General features: G+C 62.8%; 12 protein-coding genes. 11 read left to right on the top strand and 1 reads right to left on the bottom strand.

Going from position 1 to position 20,214, the window contains the following annotated elements:
- Positions 1–43 precede the first annotated feature (43 nt).
- The 9 genes from FH061_RS26980 to FH061_RS27020 all read left to right on the top strand — a co-directional run bounded on the left by FH061_RS26980 (position 44) and on the right by FH061_RS27020 (position 17,132).
- Positions 44–3,124, top strand: coding sequence for an efflux RND transporter permease subunit (locus tag FH061_RS26980; protein ID WP_151638931.1), 3,081 nt, complete (start codon positions 44–46; stop codon positions 3,122–3,124).
- Positions 3,121–6,438: an efflux RND transporter permease subunit gene (locus tag FH061_RS26985; RefSeq protein ID WP_151638932.1), complete on the top strand. Its 3,318-nt coding sequence runs from the start codon at positions 3,121–3,123 to the stop codon at positions 6,436–6,438. Before FH061_RS26980 ends, FH061_RS26985 begins: the two co-directional genes overlap by 4 nt.
- Entirely contained in the window at positions 6,435–7,898 is a 1,464-nt protein-coding gene (locus tag FH061_RS26990; RefSeq protein WP_151638933.1) for an efflux transporter outer membrane subunit, read from the top strand. The genes FH061_RS26985 and FH061_RS26990 overlap by 4 nt, the downstream gene beginning before the upstream one ends.
- Before the next feature lie 388 nt (positions 7,899–8,286).
- Entirely contained in the window at positions 8,287–8,658 is a 372-nt protein-coding gene (locus tag FH061_RS26995) for a hypothetical protein (RefSeq protein WP_151638934.1), read from the top strand.
- Between the two features lie 402 nt (positions 8,659–9,060).
- A complete protein-coding gene (locus FH061_RS27000) occupies positions 9,061–9,285 on the top strand; it encodes a hypothetical protein (RefSeq protein WP_151638935.1) in 225 nt (74 codons plus the stop codon).
- A 125-nt stretch (positions 9,286–9,410) separates the two neighbouring features.
- A complete protein-coding gene (locus tag FH061_RS27005; RefSeq protein ID WP_192805274.1) occupies positions 9,411–11,237 on the top strand; it encodes a WD40 repeat domain-containing protein in 1,827 nt (608 codons plus the stop codon).
- Between the two features lie 13 nt (positions 11,238–11,250).
- The gene (locus FH061_RS30730) at positions 11,251–13,284 is read left to right on the top strand and encodes a hypothetical protein (protein WP_192805275.1); all 2,034 of its coding nucleotides are present in this window, start codon (positions 11,251–11,253) and stop codon (positions 13,282–13,284) included.
- A gap of 443 nt (positions 13,285–13,727) precedes the next feature.
- Positions 13,728–14,120 carry a surface-adhesin E family protein gene (locus FH061_RS27015; RefSeq protein WP_151638937.1) on the top strand — a complete coding sequence of 131 codons (393 nt, stop codon included), beginning with the start codon at positions 13,728–13,730 and terminating at the stop codon, positions 14,118–14,120.
- 717 nt (positions 14,121–14,837) lie between these two features.
- Positions 14,838–17,132: a glycoside hydrolase family 3 protein gene (locus FH061_RS27020; RefSeq protein ID WP_151638938.1), complete on the top strand. Its 2,295-nt coding sequence runs from the start codon at positions 14,838–14,840 to the stop codon at positions 17,130–17,132.
- Positions 17,133–17,342: 210 nt separating this feature from the next.
- On the opposite strand, the gene FH061_RS27025 is transcribed toward FH061_RS27020, so the two are convergent.
- Positions 17,343–18,338 (bottom strand): LacI family DNA-binding transcriptional regulator, encoded by a 996-nt coding sequence (locus FH061_RS27025; protein WP_151638939.1) that lies wholly within the window; start codon positions 18,336–18,338, stop codon positions 17,343–17,345.
- A 408-nt stretch (positions 18,339–18,746) separates the two neighbouring features.
- Here FH061_RS27025 and FH061_RS27030 point away from each other — a divergent pair, with 408 nt between their 5' ends.
- A complete protein-coding gene (locus tag FH061_RS27030) occupies positions 18,747–19,733 on the top strand; it encodes a TRAP transporter substrate-binding protein (RefSeq protein ID WP_151638940.1) in 987 nt (328 codons plus the stop codon).
- Positions 19,734–19,862: 129 nt separating this feature from the next.
- A partial coding sequence (locus FH061_RS27035) for a TRAP transporter small permease (RefSeq protein WP_151638941.1) occupies positions 19,863–20,214 on the top strand: 352 nt, incomplete at its 3' end.

Consider the following 20,214-nt stretch of genomic DNA (forward strand, 5'->3'; position numbering starts at 1 on the left):
AGGCAACACAGGCGCCGCCAATACCCAGACTGGGAGCCATGCAATGAATCCTTCCCGGCCATTCATCCAGCGGCCGGTGGCCACGTCGCTGTTCATGCTGGCGATCGTCCTTGCCGGCATCATCGGCTTCCGCTTCCTTCCGCTGTCGGCATTGCCGCAGGTCGATTTTCCGACCATCCAGGTGCAGACGCTCTATCCCGGCGCCAGCCCGGAAGTGATGAGCCAGACGGTGACCGCGCCGCTTGAACGCCAGTTCGGGCAGATGTCCGGCCTGCAGCGCATGAGTTCCACCAGCGCCTCCGGCGTATCCATCGTGACGCTGCAATTCGGTCTCGGTCAGACGCTCGACGTGGCCGAACAGGAAGTCCAGGCGGCCATCAATGCGGGCGGCTCGCTGCTGCCGGCCGACCTGCCCGCGCCTCCGGTGTATGCCAAGATCAATCCGGCGGATGCCCCGGTGCTGACGCTGGCCATCACCTCCGATACGCTGCCGCTGACGGAAGTGCAGAATATGGTCAACACGCGCCTGGCATTGAAGATCAGCCAGGTGCCCGGCGTCGGCCTGGTGACGCTCAACGGCGGACAACGCCCCGCCGTACGCATCCAGGCCGATACTCAGGCGCTGGCTTCCTACGGCCTGGGGCTCGACACCTTGCGCAGCGCGATCACCGCCGCCAATGCCAACGGCGCGAAGGGCAGCTTCGACGGCCCGACCCGTTCCTACAGCATCAATTCCAACGACCAGCTGCTGACGGTGGCCGATTACGAGGCCCTGATCGTTGCCTACCGCAACGGCGCGCCGGTGCGGCTGTCGCATGTGGCTCAAGTCGTGGAAAGCGCGGAAAACGTCCGGCTCGGCGCATGGGCCAACATGAAGCCGGCCATCATTCTCAATGTCCAGCGCCAGCCGGGCGCGAACGTGATCGCCACCGTCGATGCGATCAAGGCCCGCCTGCCCGAGCTGCAGGCGGGCCTGCCGGAATCGCTGCGCGTCGATGTGCTGAGCGACCGCACCACCGGCATCCGCGCTTCGGTCGAGCACGTCGAGATGGAGCTGGTGCTGGCCGTGGTGCTGGTGGTGCTCGTCATTTTCGCCTTCCTGCATGATCTGCGGGCCACCGTCATCGCCAGCCTCGCGGTGCCGATTTCGCTGATCGGCACCTGCGGCGCGATGTACCTGCTCGGCTACAGCCTGAACAACCTGAGCCTGATGGCCCTGACCATCGCCACGGGGTTCGTGGTCGATGACGCCATCGTCATGATCGAGAACATCGCCCGCTATATCGAGGAGGGCGAGACGCCGATGGCCGCGGCGCTCAAGGGCGCGGCGCAGATCGGCTTCACCATCATTTCCCTGACCGTTTCGCTGATCGCGGTGTTGATTCCCCTGCTGTTCATGGGCGACGTGATCGGACGGCTGTTCCGCGAATTCGCCGTCACGCTGTCGATCACCATCCTGATTTCCGGACTGGTGTCGCTCACGCTGGTGCCCATGATGTCCGCCCGCTGGCTGCATGGCCCCGGCGAGGAACGCAGGGAGAGCAAACTGCAGCGCATGTTCGACAGGGTTGTCGTGCGCTATGACCGGAGCCTGCAATGGGTGCTGGCGCGCCAGGGTCTGACGCTCGCCGTGGCCTTGCTGACGCTGGTGCTGACCGCCGTGCTCTACATCGTGATCCCGAAGGGGCTCTTCCCGGTGCAGGATACCGGCCAGCTCCGGGCCCGCCTCGAAGCAACCCAGTCGGTGTCCTACCAGCGCATGGCGCAACTGCAGCAGCTGGCTGCCGAGACCATCCTGCAAGATCCCGATGTGGACAACCTCAGCTCCGTGGTCGGCGTGGATGCGGCCAACAACACCATGCTTCACACCGGCAGCATGCTGATCAATCTCAAGCGAGAGCGCAGCGGTTCGCAGCAGGAAACGATGGACCGGTTGCGCGAACGCGTCGCCCGCATTCCCGGCCTGGCGCTTTACCTGCAGCCGACACAGGACCTGACCATCGATGCCGAAACCGGACCGACCCAGTTCCGGGTGTCCCTGGAAGGCGCGGACAATGCGACCGTGGTGCAGTGGGCCGACAGGCTGGCACAGCGCATGGCAGGCATGCCGGCGCTGCGCAACGTGGTGTCCGACGCGGGTGCCACCGGCGTCTCCGCTTTCGTCAGGATCGACCGCGACACCGCCTCGCGGCTGTCGGTGACCGCGTCCTCCATTGACGACGCCTTGTACAACGCCTTCGGCCAGCGCATCGTCTCCACCATATTCACCGAGACCAACCAGTACCGGGTCATCCTGGAAGCCCGGCCCGGACTGCTGTCGACGCCGGAGTCGCTGGGCCTGCTGCCGCTGCGCACCGGCTCCGGCAAGTCCACGCCGTTGTCCGCCGTCGCCACCATCACCGAGCGCCCGGCGCCGCTGCAGATCACGCATGTGGCGCAGTTTCCCGCCACCACCCTGGGGTTCGACACCGCCCCCGGCACTTCCCTCGGCAAGGCGGTCGACGAGGTAAGGCAGGCCGCGAAAGAGATCGGCCTGCCGGGCTCGGTCACCATGAGTTTCCTCGGCGCCGCCGGCGCCTATGAAGCTTCGCTGACCAATCAGCTGTGGCTGATCCTGGCCGCGCTGGTCTGCGTCTATATCGTGCTGGGCGTGCTGTACGAAAGCTATATCCATCCGCTGACCATCCTGTCGACCCTGCCCTCGGCCGGCGTGGGCGCCTTGCTGGCGCTGATGGTTACCGGGCAGGGGCTGGGCGTGATCGGCATCATCGGCATCATCCTGCTGATCGGCATCGTCAAGAAAAACGCCATCATGATGATCGACTTCGCCATCGATGCCGAGCGCAACCAGGGCATGCCGCCGCGTGAAGCGATTCACCAGGCCGCGTTGCTGCGCTTCCGTCCCATCCTGATGACGACGCTGGCCGCGCTGTTCGCGGCACTGCCGCTGATGTTCGGCTGGGGCGAGGGCGCCGAGCTGCGCAGGCCGCTTGGCCTGGCCATTTTCGGCGGACTGATCGTCAGCCAGGTGCTGACCCTGTTCACCACGCCCGTCATCTATCTCGCCTTCGACCGGCTCGGGCGGCGCTGGACAGGGCGCGGCACGAACGAGGTGGTTGCGTGAACCTGTCCGAACCCTTCGTCCGCCGCCCGGTCGCCACCATATTGCTGACGATCGGCATTGCCTTCGCCGGCATTGTCGGCTTCTTTGTCCTGCCGGTGTCGCCGCTGCCGCAGGTCGAATATCCGTCGATCACGGTCAGCGCCTCATTGCCCGGCGCCAGCCCGGACACGATGGCGACCAGCGTGGCCACTCCGCTGGAGCGGCGGCTTGGTGTGATTGCGGGTGTTAATGAAATGACCTCGACCAGCAACACCGGGTCGACGCGCATCAGCCTGCAGTTCGACCTCAACCGCAAGATCGATGCCGCCGCCCGCGAAGTGCAGGCGGCGATCAATGCCTCCCGCGTCGATTTGCCAGCCACCCTCAAGAGCAATCCGACGTATCGCAAGGTCAGCCCGTCGGCGTCGCCGGTCATCATTCTGGCGCTGACCTCACGCACGCGCTCGCCGGGGCAGATTTACGAAGAAGTCTCCAACCTGGTGCAGCAGAAGCTGTCCCAGGTGCCCGGCGTGGGCGACGTGGAAATCGGCGGCGGCTCGCTGCCGGCGGTGCGCGTCGAGCTGCTGCCCTTCGCGCTCAACCGCTATGGCGTGAGCATGGAAGACGTGCGTGCGGCGATCCAGGCCAGCACGGCGAACCGGCCGAAGGGAGCCATCGAAGGCGATGAGCGGCGGCTGCAGATTTATTCGCAGGCCGATACCGTGAACGGCGGCAAGAGCGCCGCCGACTATCGTGGGCTGGTGGTGGCCTGGCGCAATGGCGCCGCGATCCGCCTGCAGGATGTCGCGCAAGTCATCGATGGCGTCGAGGACCGGCGGACCATCGGCCTCTTCAACGGCCAGCCGGCGGTCATTGTCCTGGTGACCCAGCAGCCCGGGGCCAATGTCATCAAGACCGTCGACGGCGTGCGCGCGCTGCTGCCGGAGCTGCAGGAACAGTTGCCGCAGGACGTGCGCCTGCAGGTGGCGTCGGACCGCACCAATTCCATCCGTTCATCGCTGCATGAAATCGAATTCACGCTGATTCTTTCGGTGGTCCTGGTGGTGCTGGTCGTCAGCGCGTTCCTGCGCAGCTTCCGCGCCACCGTCATTCCCGCCGTGGCGACGGTGGTATCGCTGCTGGCCACCTTCGGCATCATGTACGTGCTCGGCTTCAGTCTCAACAACCTCAGCCTGATGGCCCTGACGGTGGCCACCGGTTTCGTGGTCGACGATGCCATCGTCGTCCTGGAAAACACCAGTCGCCATCTCGAACAGGGCATGGATCGTTTCAAGGCCGCCCTGCTGGGCGCGCGCGAAGTGGGCTTCACGGTGCTGTCGATCAGCGTGTCGCTGGTGGCCGTGTTCATACCGCTGCTCTTCATGGAAGGACAGATCGGACGGCTGTTCCGCGAGTTTGCCGTGACGCTGTCGGCGGCGGTCATGATTTCGATGGTGGTATCGCTGACCACCACGCCGATGATGTGCGCGTTGCTGCTCAAGCCCGCGTCCGAAGGACAGGCAGCAACGCAGCGGGGCCGCCTGTCGCGGTCTTTGTCGGGCTTCTTCGAGCGCAGCTTCGGCTGGGTGCTGCGCTGCTATGAACGCAGCCTTGACTGGGCCCTGTATCACCGTGCCATCGTCATGTTCATCCTGCTCGCCGTGGTGGGCTTGAATGTCTATCTGTTCATCGCGGCGCCCAAGGGATTCTTTCCGCAGCAGGATACCGGCCAGATCAACGGCGGCCTGCGCGCCGACCGCAGCATTTCCTTCCAGGCCATGCAGGGCAAGCTGCAGCAGCTGGTCGACATCATCCGGCGCGATCCCGCGGTAGATACGGTGGTCGGCTTTACCGGCGGACGCCGCGCCGGCGGCGGCTTCATGTTCATCAACCTCAAGCCGCGCTCGGAGCGGAGTGAAGGAGGGCAGGCCGTCATCGCCCGCCTGCGTCCTCAGCTGGCGCAGGTGACCGGGGTCACGCTGTTTCTGAACACGGTGCAAGACCTGCGGGTCGGCGGACGGCAGAGCAATTCCACGTATCTGTACAGCCTGAAAAGCGACAGCAGCGCCGACCTGAAGACCTGGGCGCTGAAGCTTGCCGAAGCCATGAAGCGGCAGCCGGCCCTGATCGATGTCGATACCGACCAGGCGGAGAACGCGGTCGAAACCTATGTGGAGGTGGATCGCGAAACGGCCGCTCGCCTGGGCGTCAGTTCGCGCGATGTCGATAACGCCCTGTACAACGCCTTCGGCCAGCGGCAGGTCGCCACCGTCTATGACGAACTGAACCAGTATCACGTGGTGATGGAGGTGGCGCCGCAATATGCGAGGAGCCCCGAGGCATTGAAGGACATCTATGTGCCGGTGCGGGCCGGCGGGAACGTGGCCGCTGCTGCTGGCGCTGTTGCTGGCGCTGCTACCGGCACTGCTACTGCGGCCAACACCGCTGCTGCCGGGGCCGGCGCCGCGACGGCGCCGGCTTCCGCCTCCGCCACCGTGTCCAACCCGGCGTTGCGCGATCCGTCCGCCGGCCAGGCCCTGAGCACCGCTCCCAGTACCATGGTGCCGCTGGCCGGCATCGCCCGCTTTGCGGAACGGCCGGCTCCCGCCTCCGTCAGCCACGAGGATGCCGAACTCGAAACCACCATTTCCTTCAATCTCGCCGACGGCGCCACGCTGGGCCAGGCGCAGGATGCGGTCAAGGCGGCCGAGGCGGAGATCAGCATGCCGACCAATGTGCGCGGCAACTTTGCCGGCGCGGCGCGCAGCTTCCAGGAATCGCAGAGCCAGCAGCCGCTGCTGATCCTGGCGGCGCTCGTGGTGATTTATATCGTGCTGGGAATCCTGTACGAAAGCCTGGTCCATCCGCTCACCGTGCTGTCGACCTTGCCCTCGGCCGGCGTCGGAGCGGTACTGGCGCTGCTGCTGTTCAAGATGGATTTTTCCATCATCGCGCTGATCGGCGTGTTCCTGCTCATCGGCATCGTGAAGAAGAATGCGATCCTGATCATCGATTTCGCGCTGGACGCGGAGCGCTCGCGCGGCCTGACTCCGCTCGAGGCGGTGCGCGAAGCCTGCCTGCTGCGCTTCCGTCCCATCCTGATGACGACGCTGGCTGCCGCGCTTGGGGCGCTGCCGCTGGCGATCGGTTTCGGCGAAGGCTCGGAACTGCGGCGTCCGCTCGGCGTTGCCATCATCGGCGGCCTGATCGCAAGCCAGCTCCTCACCCTGTTGACCACACCCGTCGTTTACCTCCTGCTCGACAAGCTGCGGCTGCGCAGCCCGGACGAGCGCGGCCTGCGCCGCATTGATGACGCCACTCCCACTTCGACATGAACACATCCCTGCTCCAGCTCCGCCGTCTCGCCATTGCCGCAGCCGTCACCGCCCTGCTCGGAGGATGCGCCATCGGACCCGAGTACCAGCGGCCGGCGACGCCGCTGCCGGCGCACTTCAAGGAAGCCGAAGGCTGGCAGCCGGCGGCTCCCGCCGACGGCATCGACCGCGGGGCATGGTGGTCCGTGTTCGATGACCCGGTGTTGAATGAACTGGCGGCAGCGGTCGAAGTGTCGAACCAGAATGTCGGAGCCGCCGCGGCAGCCTATGAGCAGGCGAGGGCGCTTGTACGCGAACAGCGCTCGGCATTTTTTCCCGCGGTATCGATCGATGGCGGCGCCGGCCGTTCCGGCGCCCGCCGCTCTGCCACCGGCACCGGCACCGGCGGCGCCATCGCGGCGGCAGGCGGCGGGCGCGTATCCAATTCCTATCAGTTCGGTATCGGCGGCAGCTGGGAACCGGATGTCTGGGGCAGATTGCGGGCCGGCGTCAATAATGCCAGCGCGAGCGCACAGGCGAGCGCGGCCGATCTGGCATCGGCACGCCTTTCCGCGCAGGGCGAGCTGGCGGTCAACTACTTCACGCTCCGGCTGACCGATCTGCAGACCGCCTTGCTGCGCAACACCATCGCCGGATACCAGCGGGTGCTGCAGATCACGCGCAACCGCTACGATGCCGGCATTGCGCCGAAGACCGATGTCCTCCAGGCGGAAACCCAGCTTGCCAATGCCCAGGCCGACGAAGCCGGACTGGAACGCCAGCGCGCGCAGCTCGAGCATGCGATCGCGGTATTGATCGGAAAGCTGCCTTCCTCTTTTGCTCTGGCGCCCGCCCCCTGGAAAAGCGTCGTGCCCGATGTTCCCGCCGTCGTGCCCTCGTCGCTGCTGCAGCGCCGTCCCGACATCGCCGCCGCAGAGCGGCGCGTTGCCGCTGCGAACGAACAGATCGGCATCGCCCGCTCCGGTTATTTTCCCAACATCGGACTCGATGCGGCTTATGGGACATCCGCGGGCAGCGTCGCGAATCTGTTCAACGCGTCGTCGACGCTATGGTCGCTCGGCCTGTCCGCCGTGCAGACGATATTTGATGCCGGTGCAACAGGAGCCCGGGTCGACGCCGCTCGCGCCGCCCATGAGCAAGTCACCGCCCGCTATCGCCAGACAGTACTGGCGGCATTCCAGGATGTGGAAGACCAGCTTGCGGCCACTAGGGTGCTGGGACGCCAGGTCGAATTGCGCAGGCAGGCATCGGCCGCGGCCGATCAGGCCGAGGAGCAGATGCTGAACCGCTATCGGGCAGGGCAGGTAGGCTACACGGAAGTGGTCAACGCGCAGGTGACGGCGCTGAATGCGCGTCGTTCGCTGGCACAGGCGCAAGTCGACCGCCAAACCTCCGCGGTCGCATTGATACAGGCGCTCGGCGGCGGCTGGTCTCAGGCCGACGAGTTGACGCTGCGCTGATGCCGGCCAGCGCGGCATGGAACCATTTCCATGCAAACCTCAGCGCGAATTGCAGATGAGTGGTCGGTCGCCCCGGCTTGCCCCGGGCGTGTCCCGCGTTGTTCGTCGCTGGTGTGGCCCGCCACACGGCGCTTCTCCCGCCTTGCCCTGCATCCCAGGGCAAACCGATTCTCCCATACATCCGCCTGCAATCCGCTCTAGCGGCAAAGCGATGCCGCGGGGATAGTGTCCGGCATCTTCCGTTTTGGAGCGCACTGTGCGGCCTGCCCGCGCCGCACCGGATCGCCTTTGATGAACTCGCCCGGACCTTTGAAGTCACACGTCTGCTTTACGAATGTCTGATGCTGAAAATCAATTTCTTGCTCGCCGACTTAAAAAGGAGAACATCATGAATTCAGGAATCATTAAATCGCTCGCAATCTGTTCGCTGGGCGTTGCCCTGATCACGGGTTGCGCATCGTCGCCCTCATCGTCAGCGTCGCAAACACGTGCCGCCGCCGGCCAGAGCGGTCATAAAACCGGCAAGGTGACCGCCGTCGAAACCGTCGCCGTGGTCGACCAGGCACTGGTGGGCACCAGCTCCGGCAACAGCGCCGTCGTGACTACCGCAACCGGCGGACCCGCGGCAATCACCGTGCTCTTCAATGACGGTACCGAAGGCAGATATGTCATTGAGCGCCCGACCATGCAGCACAAGGTTGGCGAGACGGTGCATGTAATCACGAACGGCGCCACCACGGGGATCATGCGGCAGCAGTAAGCAAACTCTCGCATGACATCGCGACTGGCTGCGGTGGAAGACTGCGTCCCCGGCGCTATTGCCGGCATCCGGGCACATGACGATGCGAGTGCCGGGCTACCGGCGTAGCGCGAGGGAGCGCTTTGCGAATGCGGTAACCGATCACGTCATTTGATCCTGCAGCCATGCTGCAAGCCATCAAACCAGCAAGCACGTAAAACGGCCGTCATTGGGACGGCCGTTTTGGTATCAGCATCACGTTCATCCGCACACGGGGGTCTTCATTACGAACAGGGCATAGCACTGTCACTGTTACTGTCCGAAGGCGACCGCTGTTCATTTTCCTTTGCGAAAACTTTCTCCTTTTCACGCATAACACTTTCAGGCCTGGCATCACCGCATTCCAGCGGCGGAAATGCATTCATGCAAGTCGTATTTGTAAGAAGCCTGAACTTCATTTTGTTTTCTGCAGTCCACAGTATTTTATTGCCACTTATGCCAGTTATTTCCTGGCTGCCTCTGCCCGGCGTTATTGCGCGGGCTTGGCTCCCCGGAATGCTGCGCAGATTGGATTGGACTACCGATCCCACCTTTCATTCCAGCATGAAAAGGCAGAACCACGGGGCGATGATTGAAGCAGGAACATGACTCACATCACGTTTTTACAATGGCTTTGTGACCGGATACAACGCATAACGCCTGGCATCGCCGCTTTCGTCTTCCTGATGACCGCGGCGTTTTCCGCTGCGGCGACGGACAGGTTGCAAGGCCCCGTGCTGACCCTCGATCCGGGCACGCACACCGCGGCGATTCGACAGATCGCGGTCGATGCCGAAGAGAAGATCCTGGTCACCGCCTCCGACGACAAGACGGCGCGCATCTGGGAGATATCCAGCGGCCGCCTGCTGCAGACTCTGCATCTTCCGGTCGGCCCGGAAAACATCGGTCGTCTCTACGCCGCCGCCGTTTCCCCGCAAGGCAAGCTCGCGCTCGCCGGCACTACCGCGGCACCCGAGGGCCGGCACCGGATTTATCTCTATGACCTCCGCAAAATGGCCTTTCTCAAGGCAGTCAACGCGCGCGGCGGCGATATCAAGTCCCTGCAGTGGTCGCCCGACGGCATGTTGCTTGCCGCCGCTTATGCCGGCTCGTCTGCCTTCCGCGTATTCGACGACGACGGCGATCTCGTGCATGAGGAACGTTTGCCTGCGGATGCCTGGAGCATCACGCTTTCGCGCAACGGATTGCTTGCGCTGCCGGTATCGGACGGCACGGTGCGGGTCTACGGGATCGCCGGTGCGGTTCAGCTGCTGGCCACCTTGCGCGGCGCCCTTCCGGATCCCAGGGGAGTACAGTTCTCGCCCGAGGGCGACCTGCTGGCCGTCGGCTATCTGTCGCGCAAGTCGGCCCGCGAAGTGCAGGTCGACGTATTCGACGTGGCAACACAGTCGCTGGCCAAGACCTTCGTATTCGACGACATTGCGCATGGCAATCTGCGCAATGTTGCCTGGCAGCGCGACGGCGCGGCCCTGTATGCGGCGGGATCGGGTTATCGCGGCCGCAACGACTTCGTCATCAAGCGCATCAGCTGGCCGCAAGGCGAAGTGAGCGACACGAGCGCAGCCACCAATTCCATTACCGACATGCTGCCCTTGTCGGACAACCGCGTGCTGTTCTCGACGGTGGAGCCTGCGTGGGGCGTGGTGCAAGGCCAGCGCGCAAGGATCATGGCCGCGCCCAAGAGCGCCCAGTTCTACGAGGCCGATGCGCTGGCCATCAGCGACGATGCGAAGACCGTCGCCTGGCGCTTCGCCCCGGGCGAGCAGCAACATTCCTTTTCCGTGAACGGCCGCAATCTGACGCCCGGCGAACGCAATGCAAAACGGCAATCCAGGACAAGCAGCAAGCGTATTCCGATCGGCATCTGGGAAAACAGTTATGAAGTCTCGGTTGCCGGGCGTCCGGTGCCAATGGCGCCGACGGAGATCTCGCGCGCGGTCGCCGTTCTGCCGGACGACTCGGCCTTGCTGCTGGCAACCAGCCGAAGCCTTCGCCGAATCGAGGCGGACGGCTACGAACGCTGGCAGATTCCGCTCGCCACCGAAGCGCGTGCGGTGAACATCAGCGCGGACGGCCGCGTGGCTGTGGTGGCAATGGCGGATGGCACCCTGCGTTGGCGCCGGGTGCAGGATGGCACGCTGCTGATGTCCCTGTTCGCCACGCGCGACGGCCGCTGGGTATTGTGGAACGAGGATGGATATTTCGATGCCGCCAAGGGCGCCGACGCGCTGATAGGGTGGACCATCAATCGCCCCGATGGAGATCGGACCGACTACTACCCGATGTCGCGCTACCGCGACAAATATTTCAAGCCCGAAGTGGTTGGCCGTTCATTGGCGATGGGACAGGACGTAGAACAGGACGGAAAACAAGCCCGGAAGGCATCCGTGGCGCTGCACCGATTGCAGGACCAGCACGCAGACATGGCATCGGCCGGCGTGGCTGGCTTTCCGTCTGCAGCGCAGCAGCGGTTGAACAAGGAAGCAAACCACCTGGCGGCATCGCCGGCGGCACGGAACTACGGACATCACCCGCAATAAAGGAATCACCGACATGAAACTGACAAATCAAATTTCCCGCCCCTTGAAGCCCGCCACCCTTGCCCTGGCAATGGCGTTGGCACTGTCCGCCTGCGGCGGCGGTGGCGGTGACGGCGGCTCTCCCGCCTCTACGGGCGCGGGTGCGAATACGGCGCAAACCACGCCGACCGGAACACCATCGGCGAACGCGCCGGGCGGTACGCAAACCTTGCCCTGCGTCGGCTATATCGCAACCGGATTCAGCGGCGACATCAACGCGGTGTATCCGGATGGCTGGGGCGGCGTGCTGCAGACCGGCGTCGATAACTGCGGCGCAAGCCAGAGCGGTGGCGTCGGCAATGCAGGCGGTGTGGGTGGCGGTGAAGGCGGTGCTGGCGGAGGCAGCGGCTCGGGCGGCGGCGGATCAGGTGGGTCGGGCGGATCAGGCGGAGGCGGCGAAGGCGGCGCCGGTGCCGGCGGCGGCGAGGGCAAGGTTATCAATGCGCTCATGACGGTGACGCGGCTTTCCGACGGCGCCGTGCTCGGCTCGGCCGTGACCGATTCTGCGCGCGGACTGGTCACCATTCGCCCGCGCGCTTCAGATGGGCCGGTTCTGCTGACACTGACCGGGCGTCCGGGAGCGCAATACTATGACGAGGGCCTGGACCGGCTTGTTGACTTCGGCCCGGGGCAGGTCCTGCATGCGCTCGTCGACAGGTTCGACGAAAACATCGGCGTGTCGCCGCTGACCGAGTCGGCCTACCGTTACGCGCTCAACAATTTCCGATCCCCTACCGCGGGCGGTACGGCGGCACAGTCTGCCGGCAATTTGACCGGTCTGACCGCCGAACAGGTGCGCGCGGCCAATGAAGCGGTACGCAACGCAGTCAATGCCACCCTGGAACCGCAGCTGCAGCTGGCCTCGGTGAAGAGTCTGCCGACACCGGTTGACAGCAGCAGCGCGGAAAATGCCCTGCCCGCCAATCGTTACGGCGTGGCGGCGACGGTGCTCGGCGGGCTGGCAAAAGCGGCGGCCAAACGCCGGCCAACCACCGCGGCACCGCCGGCACTAGGCATCACCGAGCAGCTTGCAAGAGATCTTACCGATGGCACGGTCGATGGCGCGGCACTCGACAGGACACCGGCCGCGCCCGCGGAGACGGCTTATTACGATGCAAGTACCTTGCCGAAATCGCTCAGCAAGGGGGCGGCGGAAATGTCCGACCGGTTCGGCAAGGGCACGACCAACACCATTACCGCTCCGGTTGCCACCGTCGCCGAGTCCGATTTCACCGGCCAGTGGTCTGCCACGCTTGCCAGCGGCCGCGACCCGGCCGCTCCGAGTGCCGCAGTCGCCAGCGTCGCGCTGACCATCAATACGAATGGCACGGTAACCGGTTCCCTGGCCGACACGGGCGCTGGTGGAAGCGCTGTCCCGGTCAGCGGCAGCGTCAGGGACGATGGCGCCATTGCACTGACCTCAACCACCGGACGGACCCTCAATGGCATCATTCAGCCGGAAGGTGCCTTTGTCGGCACCTGGACTGATGCCGCCGGTAACAGAGGCGCCTGGGCAAGCGCAAGGCCGGCCCGCCCGGCAGCAGCCAGGCCGGTTCCATCCGCAGCGCCTGCGACTACGCCTTCCGCGTCGCCAGCGGCAGGCACGCCGGCAACGACACCGGCAGGCACACCGGTAACCACACCGGTAACCACACCGGCAGGCACACCGGTAACCACACCGGCAGGCACACCGGTAACCACACCGGCAACGACACCGGCAACGACACCGGCAACCACACCGGCAACGACACCGGCAACGACACCGGCAACGACACCGGCAACGACACCGGCAACGACACCGGCAACGACACCGGCAACGACACCGGCAACCACACCGACAACCACACCGGCAACCACACCGGCAACCACACCGACAACCACACCGACAACCACACCGACAACCACACCGGTAAGCGACCCCGCTGGCACTTCTGCAGATAGCACTCGCGGTAATTCCGGTTCGGGATCCGGAAGTGCGGGAAGGGGAAATGCGGCCGGGAATCGATAGAGGAATTGCGCCGCCCGCCGCCCGCCGCCAGCGGCTGGTGGTGGCTCGCGCCGTATCGTGCCAGACAGTCAACGCCAACCGCTCGCGGCTGGAGTAAAGAGAAGAAGCCGGCGGCGGAGCGGTGTTCATTCGCGATGGGTTCCCAGTCTGCGAATTGCCCGTTTCACCCAAGGATGTCTCGTCAGGCCGATCACGCCCATGCGAAAATCCGGCATTCCTTGATCGGATGACGGATTTTGGCTGCCCGCATGCGGTATGCTGCCTGACTTCGAACACCGGGGGGATATCCTGGCCGATCGAGAAATCCTGTTGTAGAGCGTCTATCAAAGTGCAGCTTGCCGCGTTGCGCGCCTTGCCATCGGTCATTTTGATAGACGCTCTCAAATCCGCGAGTCCGCCCGCATGCGGGTGCTCGCTGAATGCTGAAATGATGTCGGAACGGTATGTACAAAAGTAAATTTGCGGCGGGGGTATTCCTTCTCGCAGCATGCAGTATCGCCAATGCCAAGTGGATCAAGGTTGCGGAGACCGAAGACGATGCCTTCTATTACGAATCGACCATGGTCCGCAAGACGGGAAAATACTTGCGGCTCTGGCATCTTGTCGATCACTCTACCGTCAAGACAGCGGCCAAGGGAACGTACAAGTCGAGCAAGGTCCAGGTCGAACTGCATTGCAGCGAAAATATGTGGCGCGTGACTTACCTTACCTATCATTCCCAGCGCATGGGTGAAGGCCAGCTGCTTGACTCCTTCTTTGATCCCAATGCGGCATGGGAAGCGATTGTGCCAAATTCGCCGATACAAAAAATATCCGAAGGCGCATGCAAGGGATAGAGCGGTTTCACCCTGACCTGCCTGCCGATCCCGGACAGATAGCCGCCGGCACTGCGTTGTGACTTCTAGCCATGGCTTGGCCATGGTCAGGGCGAAAACGCTCTAGTAAGCGAGGACCTGCGTCTTTTCCGCCCCGGGGCCTGGGACGCGTTCTTGGAGCGCCTATCAAAAGCCGCATTGCGCCTCCTTGCCGTATGTCCGCACTGTCTCCACTGGTCGCCTTCCTTGCCAACGGCATTTTGACCGGCACTCTTGACATCCGCCGCCCGAGTTTCTTTCCGTCAAATCCATCTCGTGCTTTCAATTGATTGCGGTGGATCGATGTCGGTTGCGGATGAATCCATGTTGAACACATGCCGGACGAAGTTCGGACGACAGGCAATCATTTGATGAGGTATCGGTGGCATCGATAGCAGTTATTCAGGAAAGCGTTTCACTAAAGACTGCCATTTAGTTCGGTATTGATAAGTGAAAAAGATTTTCCCAGTGTAATCATCCACCATTGCGGTTTACACTGGATCGCTCTCTCCCCTCGTTATTGACCAATATTCATAAGGCGGAACGTGAGTGCCGCACCGCTCCTACCAGCATAGTGAGCTGACAAAAATCTCCTTGCCAAGGCAAATTCATCGATGGCATACTAAGTTAAGCGCTTAACTAAGAAAGCCAAACCACATTGCGTCCGCAAGTCGCGGACGGTATTTCATGGAGACGAGAATGACAAGGAAAAAACGGACCGGCTCAGCACGGCAACCGGGGGGTGATGCAGGCGGCGCCGCCTGCATCAAGGGCGGGAAAGACGGCATCGGCGACAGGTCGGGCATCGGGCTCACGGCCCTGCTCGGCGGCGCGCTGCTGTCGCTGACGGCGTGCGGAGGCGGTTCCGGCGGCGCGCAGAGTGCCGGCCAGTCAGTGGTGCAGCCCAAGCTTGAGGTGCGGTCAAAAGCGCTTCTTACTGTCGACAACCTGCAGTTCAAGGATCTGAACGGCAACCAGAAGCTCGATCCCTATGAAGACTGGCGCCTGCCTGTCGACGACCGTGTCAATGACCTGGCCAGCCAGATGACCCTGGATGAAAAAGCAGGCTTGATGCTGATCGATACCCTGAATGCCGACTGCAAGGGCGCGGTTCCTCAGGCAGGTGTCGATTTCGTCAACACGCAGAAGATGGCGCGCTTCATTCTCCGCAATGTCGTCACCGGCACCCCCGCCTGCACGGCGACCGCAGGACGCAGCGGCCAGCCGGTCACGCCGGAAGATGCGGCGAAATTCATGAATTCGGTGCAGGCCCTGCGCGAAGCAACCCGCCTCGGCATTCCCGCACTGTTCAAGTCCAATGCACGTAATCATTATGAAAAAGATGCCCGGGTAGGCATCAATGAAGCCGCGGGCGCATTCACGGAGTTTCCGAAGGAGGGCGGGCTCGCCGCGGCGGCGCTCGGCACCGGAGACATGAGCGTCATCAAGGAGTTTTCCCAGGTGATGGCCGAGGAGTGGAAATCGATCGGCCTGCGGGGCATGTATGGCTATATGGCCGACCTCGCCACCGAGCCGCGCTGGTATCGCGTTCATGAAACGTTCACGGAAGACGCCGACCTCAACGCAAACATCATGAAAACGCTTGTCGAGAATCTTCAGGGCGGACCGCTCAACAAGGACTCGGCGGTCGCATTGACAATGAAGCATTTCCCGGGCGGCGGACCCCAGGAGCAGGGCCTGGATCCGCACTATGCGTTCGGCAAGAACCAGGTCTATCCGGGCAATAATTTCGGCTACCATCTGAAGCCGTTCATGGCGGCAATCAATGCCGGCGTCTCATCCATCATGCCTTACTACGGCGTTCCGATCTCGGTGGCCTATGACGGCGTCGTCTACGAACAGACCGGCATGGCGTTCTCGAAGCAGGTTGTCACCGATCTGTTGCGCGGCAAGCTTGGCTTCAAGGGCTATGTCAATTCCGACACCGGCATCATCAACGACCGCGCCTGGGGCCTGGAAAGCAGAACCGTGCCGGAGCGCGTCGCTGCCGCGATCAACGGCGGTACCGATACCTTGTCGGGCTTCAATGTCAACAAGACAATCACCGACCTTGTGCAGGCAAGGCTGGTAACCGAGGAACGCGTCACCGAGGCGGCGAAACGTCTCCTCAAGGCGCAGTTCCAGCTCGGCCTGTTCGAGAACCCCTACGTCGATCCGGCCCAGGCGAATGGCATCGTCGGCAAGCAGGCAAACCGGGAAAAGGGAATGGACATCCAGCGCAAGTCCATCGTCCTGCTGCAAAACCAGGACCAGGGCGCCGGCGCCAAGACGCTGCCGCTGAAGGCCGGTGCGAAGGTATACACGATGGGTATCGCGAAATCGGATGTCGAGAAATACGGATATGTCGTCACCGATGGCGAAGCCCTGGCCAACGGCGTGCGGCCCAGCGCGGCAGGCCACGATTACGCGGTGATCCGCGTGGAAGTGTCGAATCCGCAGGCGGTCACCAGCACCTACGCCAGCAATGGTGCGACCACCGGCGCCAATCCATCCTTCGTTAATCCGCTCACCGGCAAGCCGTACGGCGCCGAGGACCGCTGCAGCACCAACGCGGCATTGTCCTGCACCGACAATGGACTCACTTTCGGCGGATCGTTCCCTTGGGAAGCCAACAACCTGTCGTTTACCAAGATGGCCGAATCGCAGTCCTGGAGGATGTCTCCGTCGCTGGATCAGATCAAGGCCGTGATGGGTGAAGTGGGCGCCAGCAAGACGGTGCTGAGCATCTATTTCCGTCAGCCTTATGTCCTGGATGAGGCGAGCGGCTTGAAGAACGCGGGTGCGATCGTGGCCGGATTCGGCGTCAGCAATGCGGCCCTGCTTGATGTCCTGAGCGGCAGGTTCAAGCCGCAGGGCAAGCTTCCGTTCGCGCTGGCAAACAACCTCCAGGCCGTGATCGACAACCAGCCGGATGTTCCTGGCTATCCGGCGAAGGATACGCTGTATCCGTTCGGGTTCGGGCTCGGCTACTGATACCGGCCCTGCGGCGAAAGCCGTCGACTGCGAGGCCGGAATGTCAGAATTCCGGCCTCGGCTTCCAGTTTTCCTTACACCCGTCCGCAAATCCGCGACGTGGCGTTCGCGGGTAGGGTGCTGTTCTCAGCATCCTGCAGCGCGGGAGCGACAGTAATGCGGGTGTCGGAAATCGTCCTCGGCGCGTCGCCTCAATGCAGCTCAGCCATCCTATCGCGTCTTGCCGGTGGTCGACGCGCGCAATACCAGCTGCGGATCGAGCACCGTATGCTCCTCGGTCTCTCTTCCGGCAAGCAGGTCGAGCATTTTCTTCATTGCCAGTTCTCCCATGCCTTCGCTCTGCAGGTTGACGGAGGTCAGCGAGGGCGATACGTATTCCGCATAAGGAACATTGTCGAAACCGCCGACCGCGATATCCTGGGGAAGCCGGAAGCCGAGAGATTGCGCTTCCTTCATGAAACCGATGGCGAGCAAGTCGTTGTAGCAGATCAGTGCGTCGGGATGCTCCTTGCCGAGCATGATCATTGAACAGAGGCGCTCGCCTTCCGACGCGAAGGGCGCCTGCGCCTCGTAACGCTGCAACTGCAATCCATGCGTTTCCAGGCATTCGCTGATGCCTGCCAGCCGGTCGCTGTTCCAGCGCGATTTCGCGAATCCGAGATAGGCGATCTTCTTGTACCCCTGCGTGACCAGATGCTGGGCCAGCATGTAACCGCCGCGCTGTCCGCCGCTGGCGACGCTCACCACTTTGGTCGTGTCGAGGCGGCCGAAGAAGACGATCGGCTTGCCATAGTTGATCACGGTCTTGATGTCGGCCTCCTGCATCCGCGAACTGATGATCAGACCGTCCACGCGCCGGCTCAGGGTATCGAGCAACTGCAGTTCGCGCGCCTGGTTTTCTTCGGTATCGACGAACAGCAGGGTGTAGCCAGCCTCGATGGCCACGCGGTTGGCGCCTTTGACGACGGCCGTGAAGTGCGGATTGTTGATGTCGAGGATGGCGACGCCGATGGTCTTCGTTTCTCCGGTGACCATCGAGCGTGCCAGTTCATTGGAGCGATATCCGAGTTCCGCGACGACCGAATTGATCGTGGCTTCGACCGTCGGCGAAAAGCGCTGGGCTCCATTCAGGAATTTCGACACCGTGGCAATGGACACGCCGGCTGCCTTGGCAACATCGTGAAGTGTTGGAGCGTTTTTTTTCATTGGGGAAGTCCGGCGGACAGGTGCGATCGAAGCATGAATCGAATGTGCAATTCTAATCCATCGAACCGCGGTCAATAGCCGCCCGTGAAAGTTTATGTTTTCACGGCATCGCGACGCAGCGGACTCCCAGACGGAAAACGTTAAATTGAGTGGTCCACAATCCAGGATGCCTCGGGATTTACATCTGGTGCTGCAACGAAAGGACGTGTCAGCGCCATGCATAAAACTTCTTGCGCACTTTCAGAAAAAGCGGTTTAATTCAGTTAAACGTTTTCCAAGCAATTCGGGGCACCTTCCGTGATCGGCGGAACGGGTTTTCGGTTATTTGGTGTGACGCTAGACGGTTCGCAAGAGGCAGTGTCTGCTGCCCTGAAGAAGGCCGGAATTTTTGAAAACAGGAGATACCGAATGCAATTCAAACTGAAAACGCTTCTTTCCCACATGGTCACGGCCGCACTGGCAGGGGCCGCGATCATGGCCCATGCCAAGGACTTCCGTTCCGCTGACGTCCATCCCAACGACTATCCGACCGTCGTCGCCGTGGGCCAGATGGGCAAGGCGCTCGCCGAGCAGACCAAGGGCCGCCTCGGCGTCAAGGTCTTCGCCAACAGCTCCATGGGTTCGGAAAAGGATACCGTCGAGCAGGTCAAGATCGGCGCGCTCGACATGGTGCGCATCAACAGCGCCGCGCTGCATGCGATCTCCCCGGCCATGGTGGTGCCGTCGCTGCCGTTCCTGTTCCGCTCCACCGCCCACATGCGCGAAACCCTCGACGGCCCCATCGGCGACCAGCTGCTGGCCTCGCTGGAAAAGGAAGGCTTCGTCGGCCTGGCCTTCTATGACAGCGGTTCGCGTTCGTTCTACACCACCAAGAAGCCGATCAAGACGGTAGCCGACATGAAGGGTCAGAAGATCCGGGTGCAGCAGTCGGAAATGTGGGTGGCGATCATGCAGGCGGTGGGTGCGAATGCGACGCCGATGCCGTATGCCGAGGTGTACACGGGTCTGAAGACCGGGCTGATCGACGGCGCGGAAAACAACTGGCCGTCGTACGAATCGTCGCGCCACTATGAGGCGGCGAAGTACTACAGCCTGTCGGAGCATTCGATGGCGCCGGAAGTGCTGCTGTTCTCGAAGAAGGTATGGGACGGTTTGTCCAAGGACGACCAGGCGCTGATCCGCAAGGCGGCCAAGGAGTCGGTGCCGGCGATGCGCAAGCTGTGGGACGAGCGCGAGGCGAAGGCGCAGCAAGTGGTCAAGGCCAGCGGCGCGCAGATCGTGACGGATGTGGACAAGGCCGGTTTTACGGCGGCGATGAAGCCGGTGTATGAGCGCTTCGTGACCGACCCGGCGCTCAAGGACGTCGTAGCCAAGATCCAGAAGACCGCGCACTGATTGCAGTATAGATCCGGCCCGAAAAATGGTTCATTTTTCGGGCCGGATCGATAGCACGCATGAATAGGGAGCCCTGAGCCATAAACCATAGGCTCTCTATTCAAATTCATTCTAGATTCAGGAATCAGCATGTTGGACACGGCAATCAAGCCAGGCTTCGTCACGCCTGTCGAAAGAGAAAAGACGATGTTTCTTACCAAAATGAATGCGGCCCTGTGCCGCGCGGCGATGATCCTGGCGGTGCTCGGCCTGTTCGGCATCGTCTTCGTGGTGATATGGCAGGTGTTTGGCCGCTATGTCATGAACGACACGCCCACCTGGGCCGAAGGCGCCGCCCTGGTGCTGGTCATCTACGTCACCATGCTCGGCGCCGCCGCCGGCGTGCGCGACGCCGGCCACATCGGCATGGAATCCATCCTCGTGCTGCTGCCCGAAAAACTGCGCGAGAAGTTCGAGATCGTCATCCACTTCGTCGTCGGCT

The sequence above is a fragment of the Noviherbaspirillum aerium genome, from assembly GCF_008929045.1.
GTDB classification, from domain to species: domain Bacteria; phylum Pseudomonadota; class Gammaproteobacteria; order Burkholderiales; family Burkholderiaceae_D; genus Noviherbaspirillum; species Noviherbaspirillum aerium.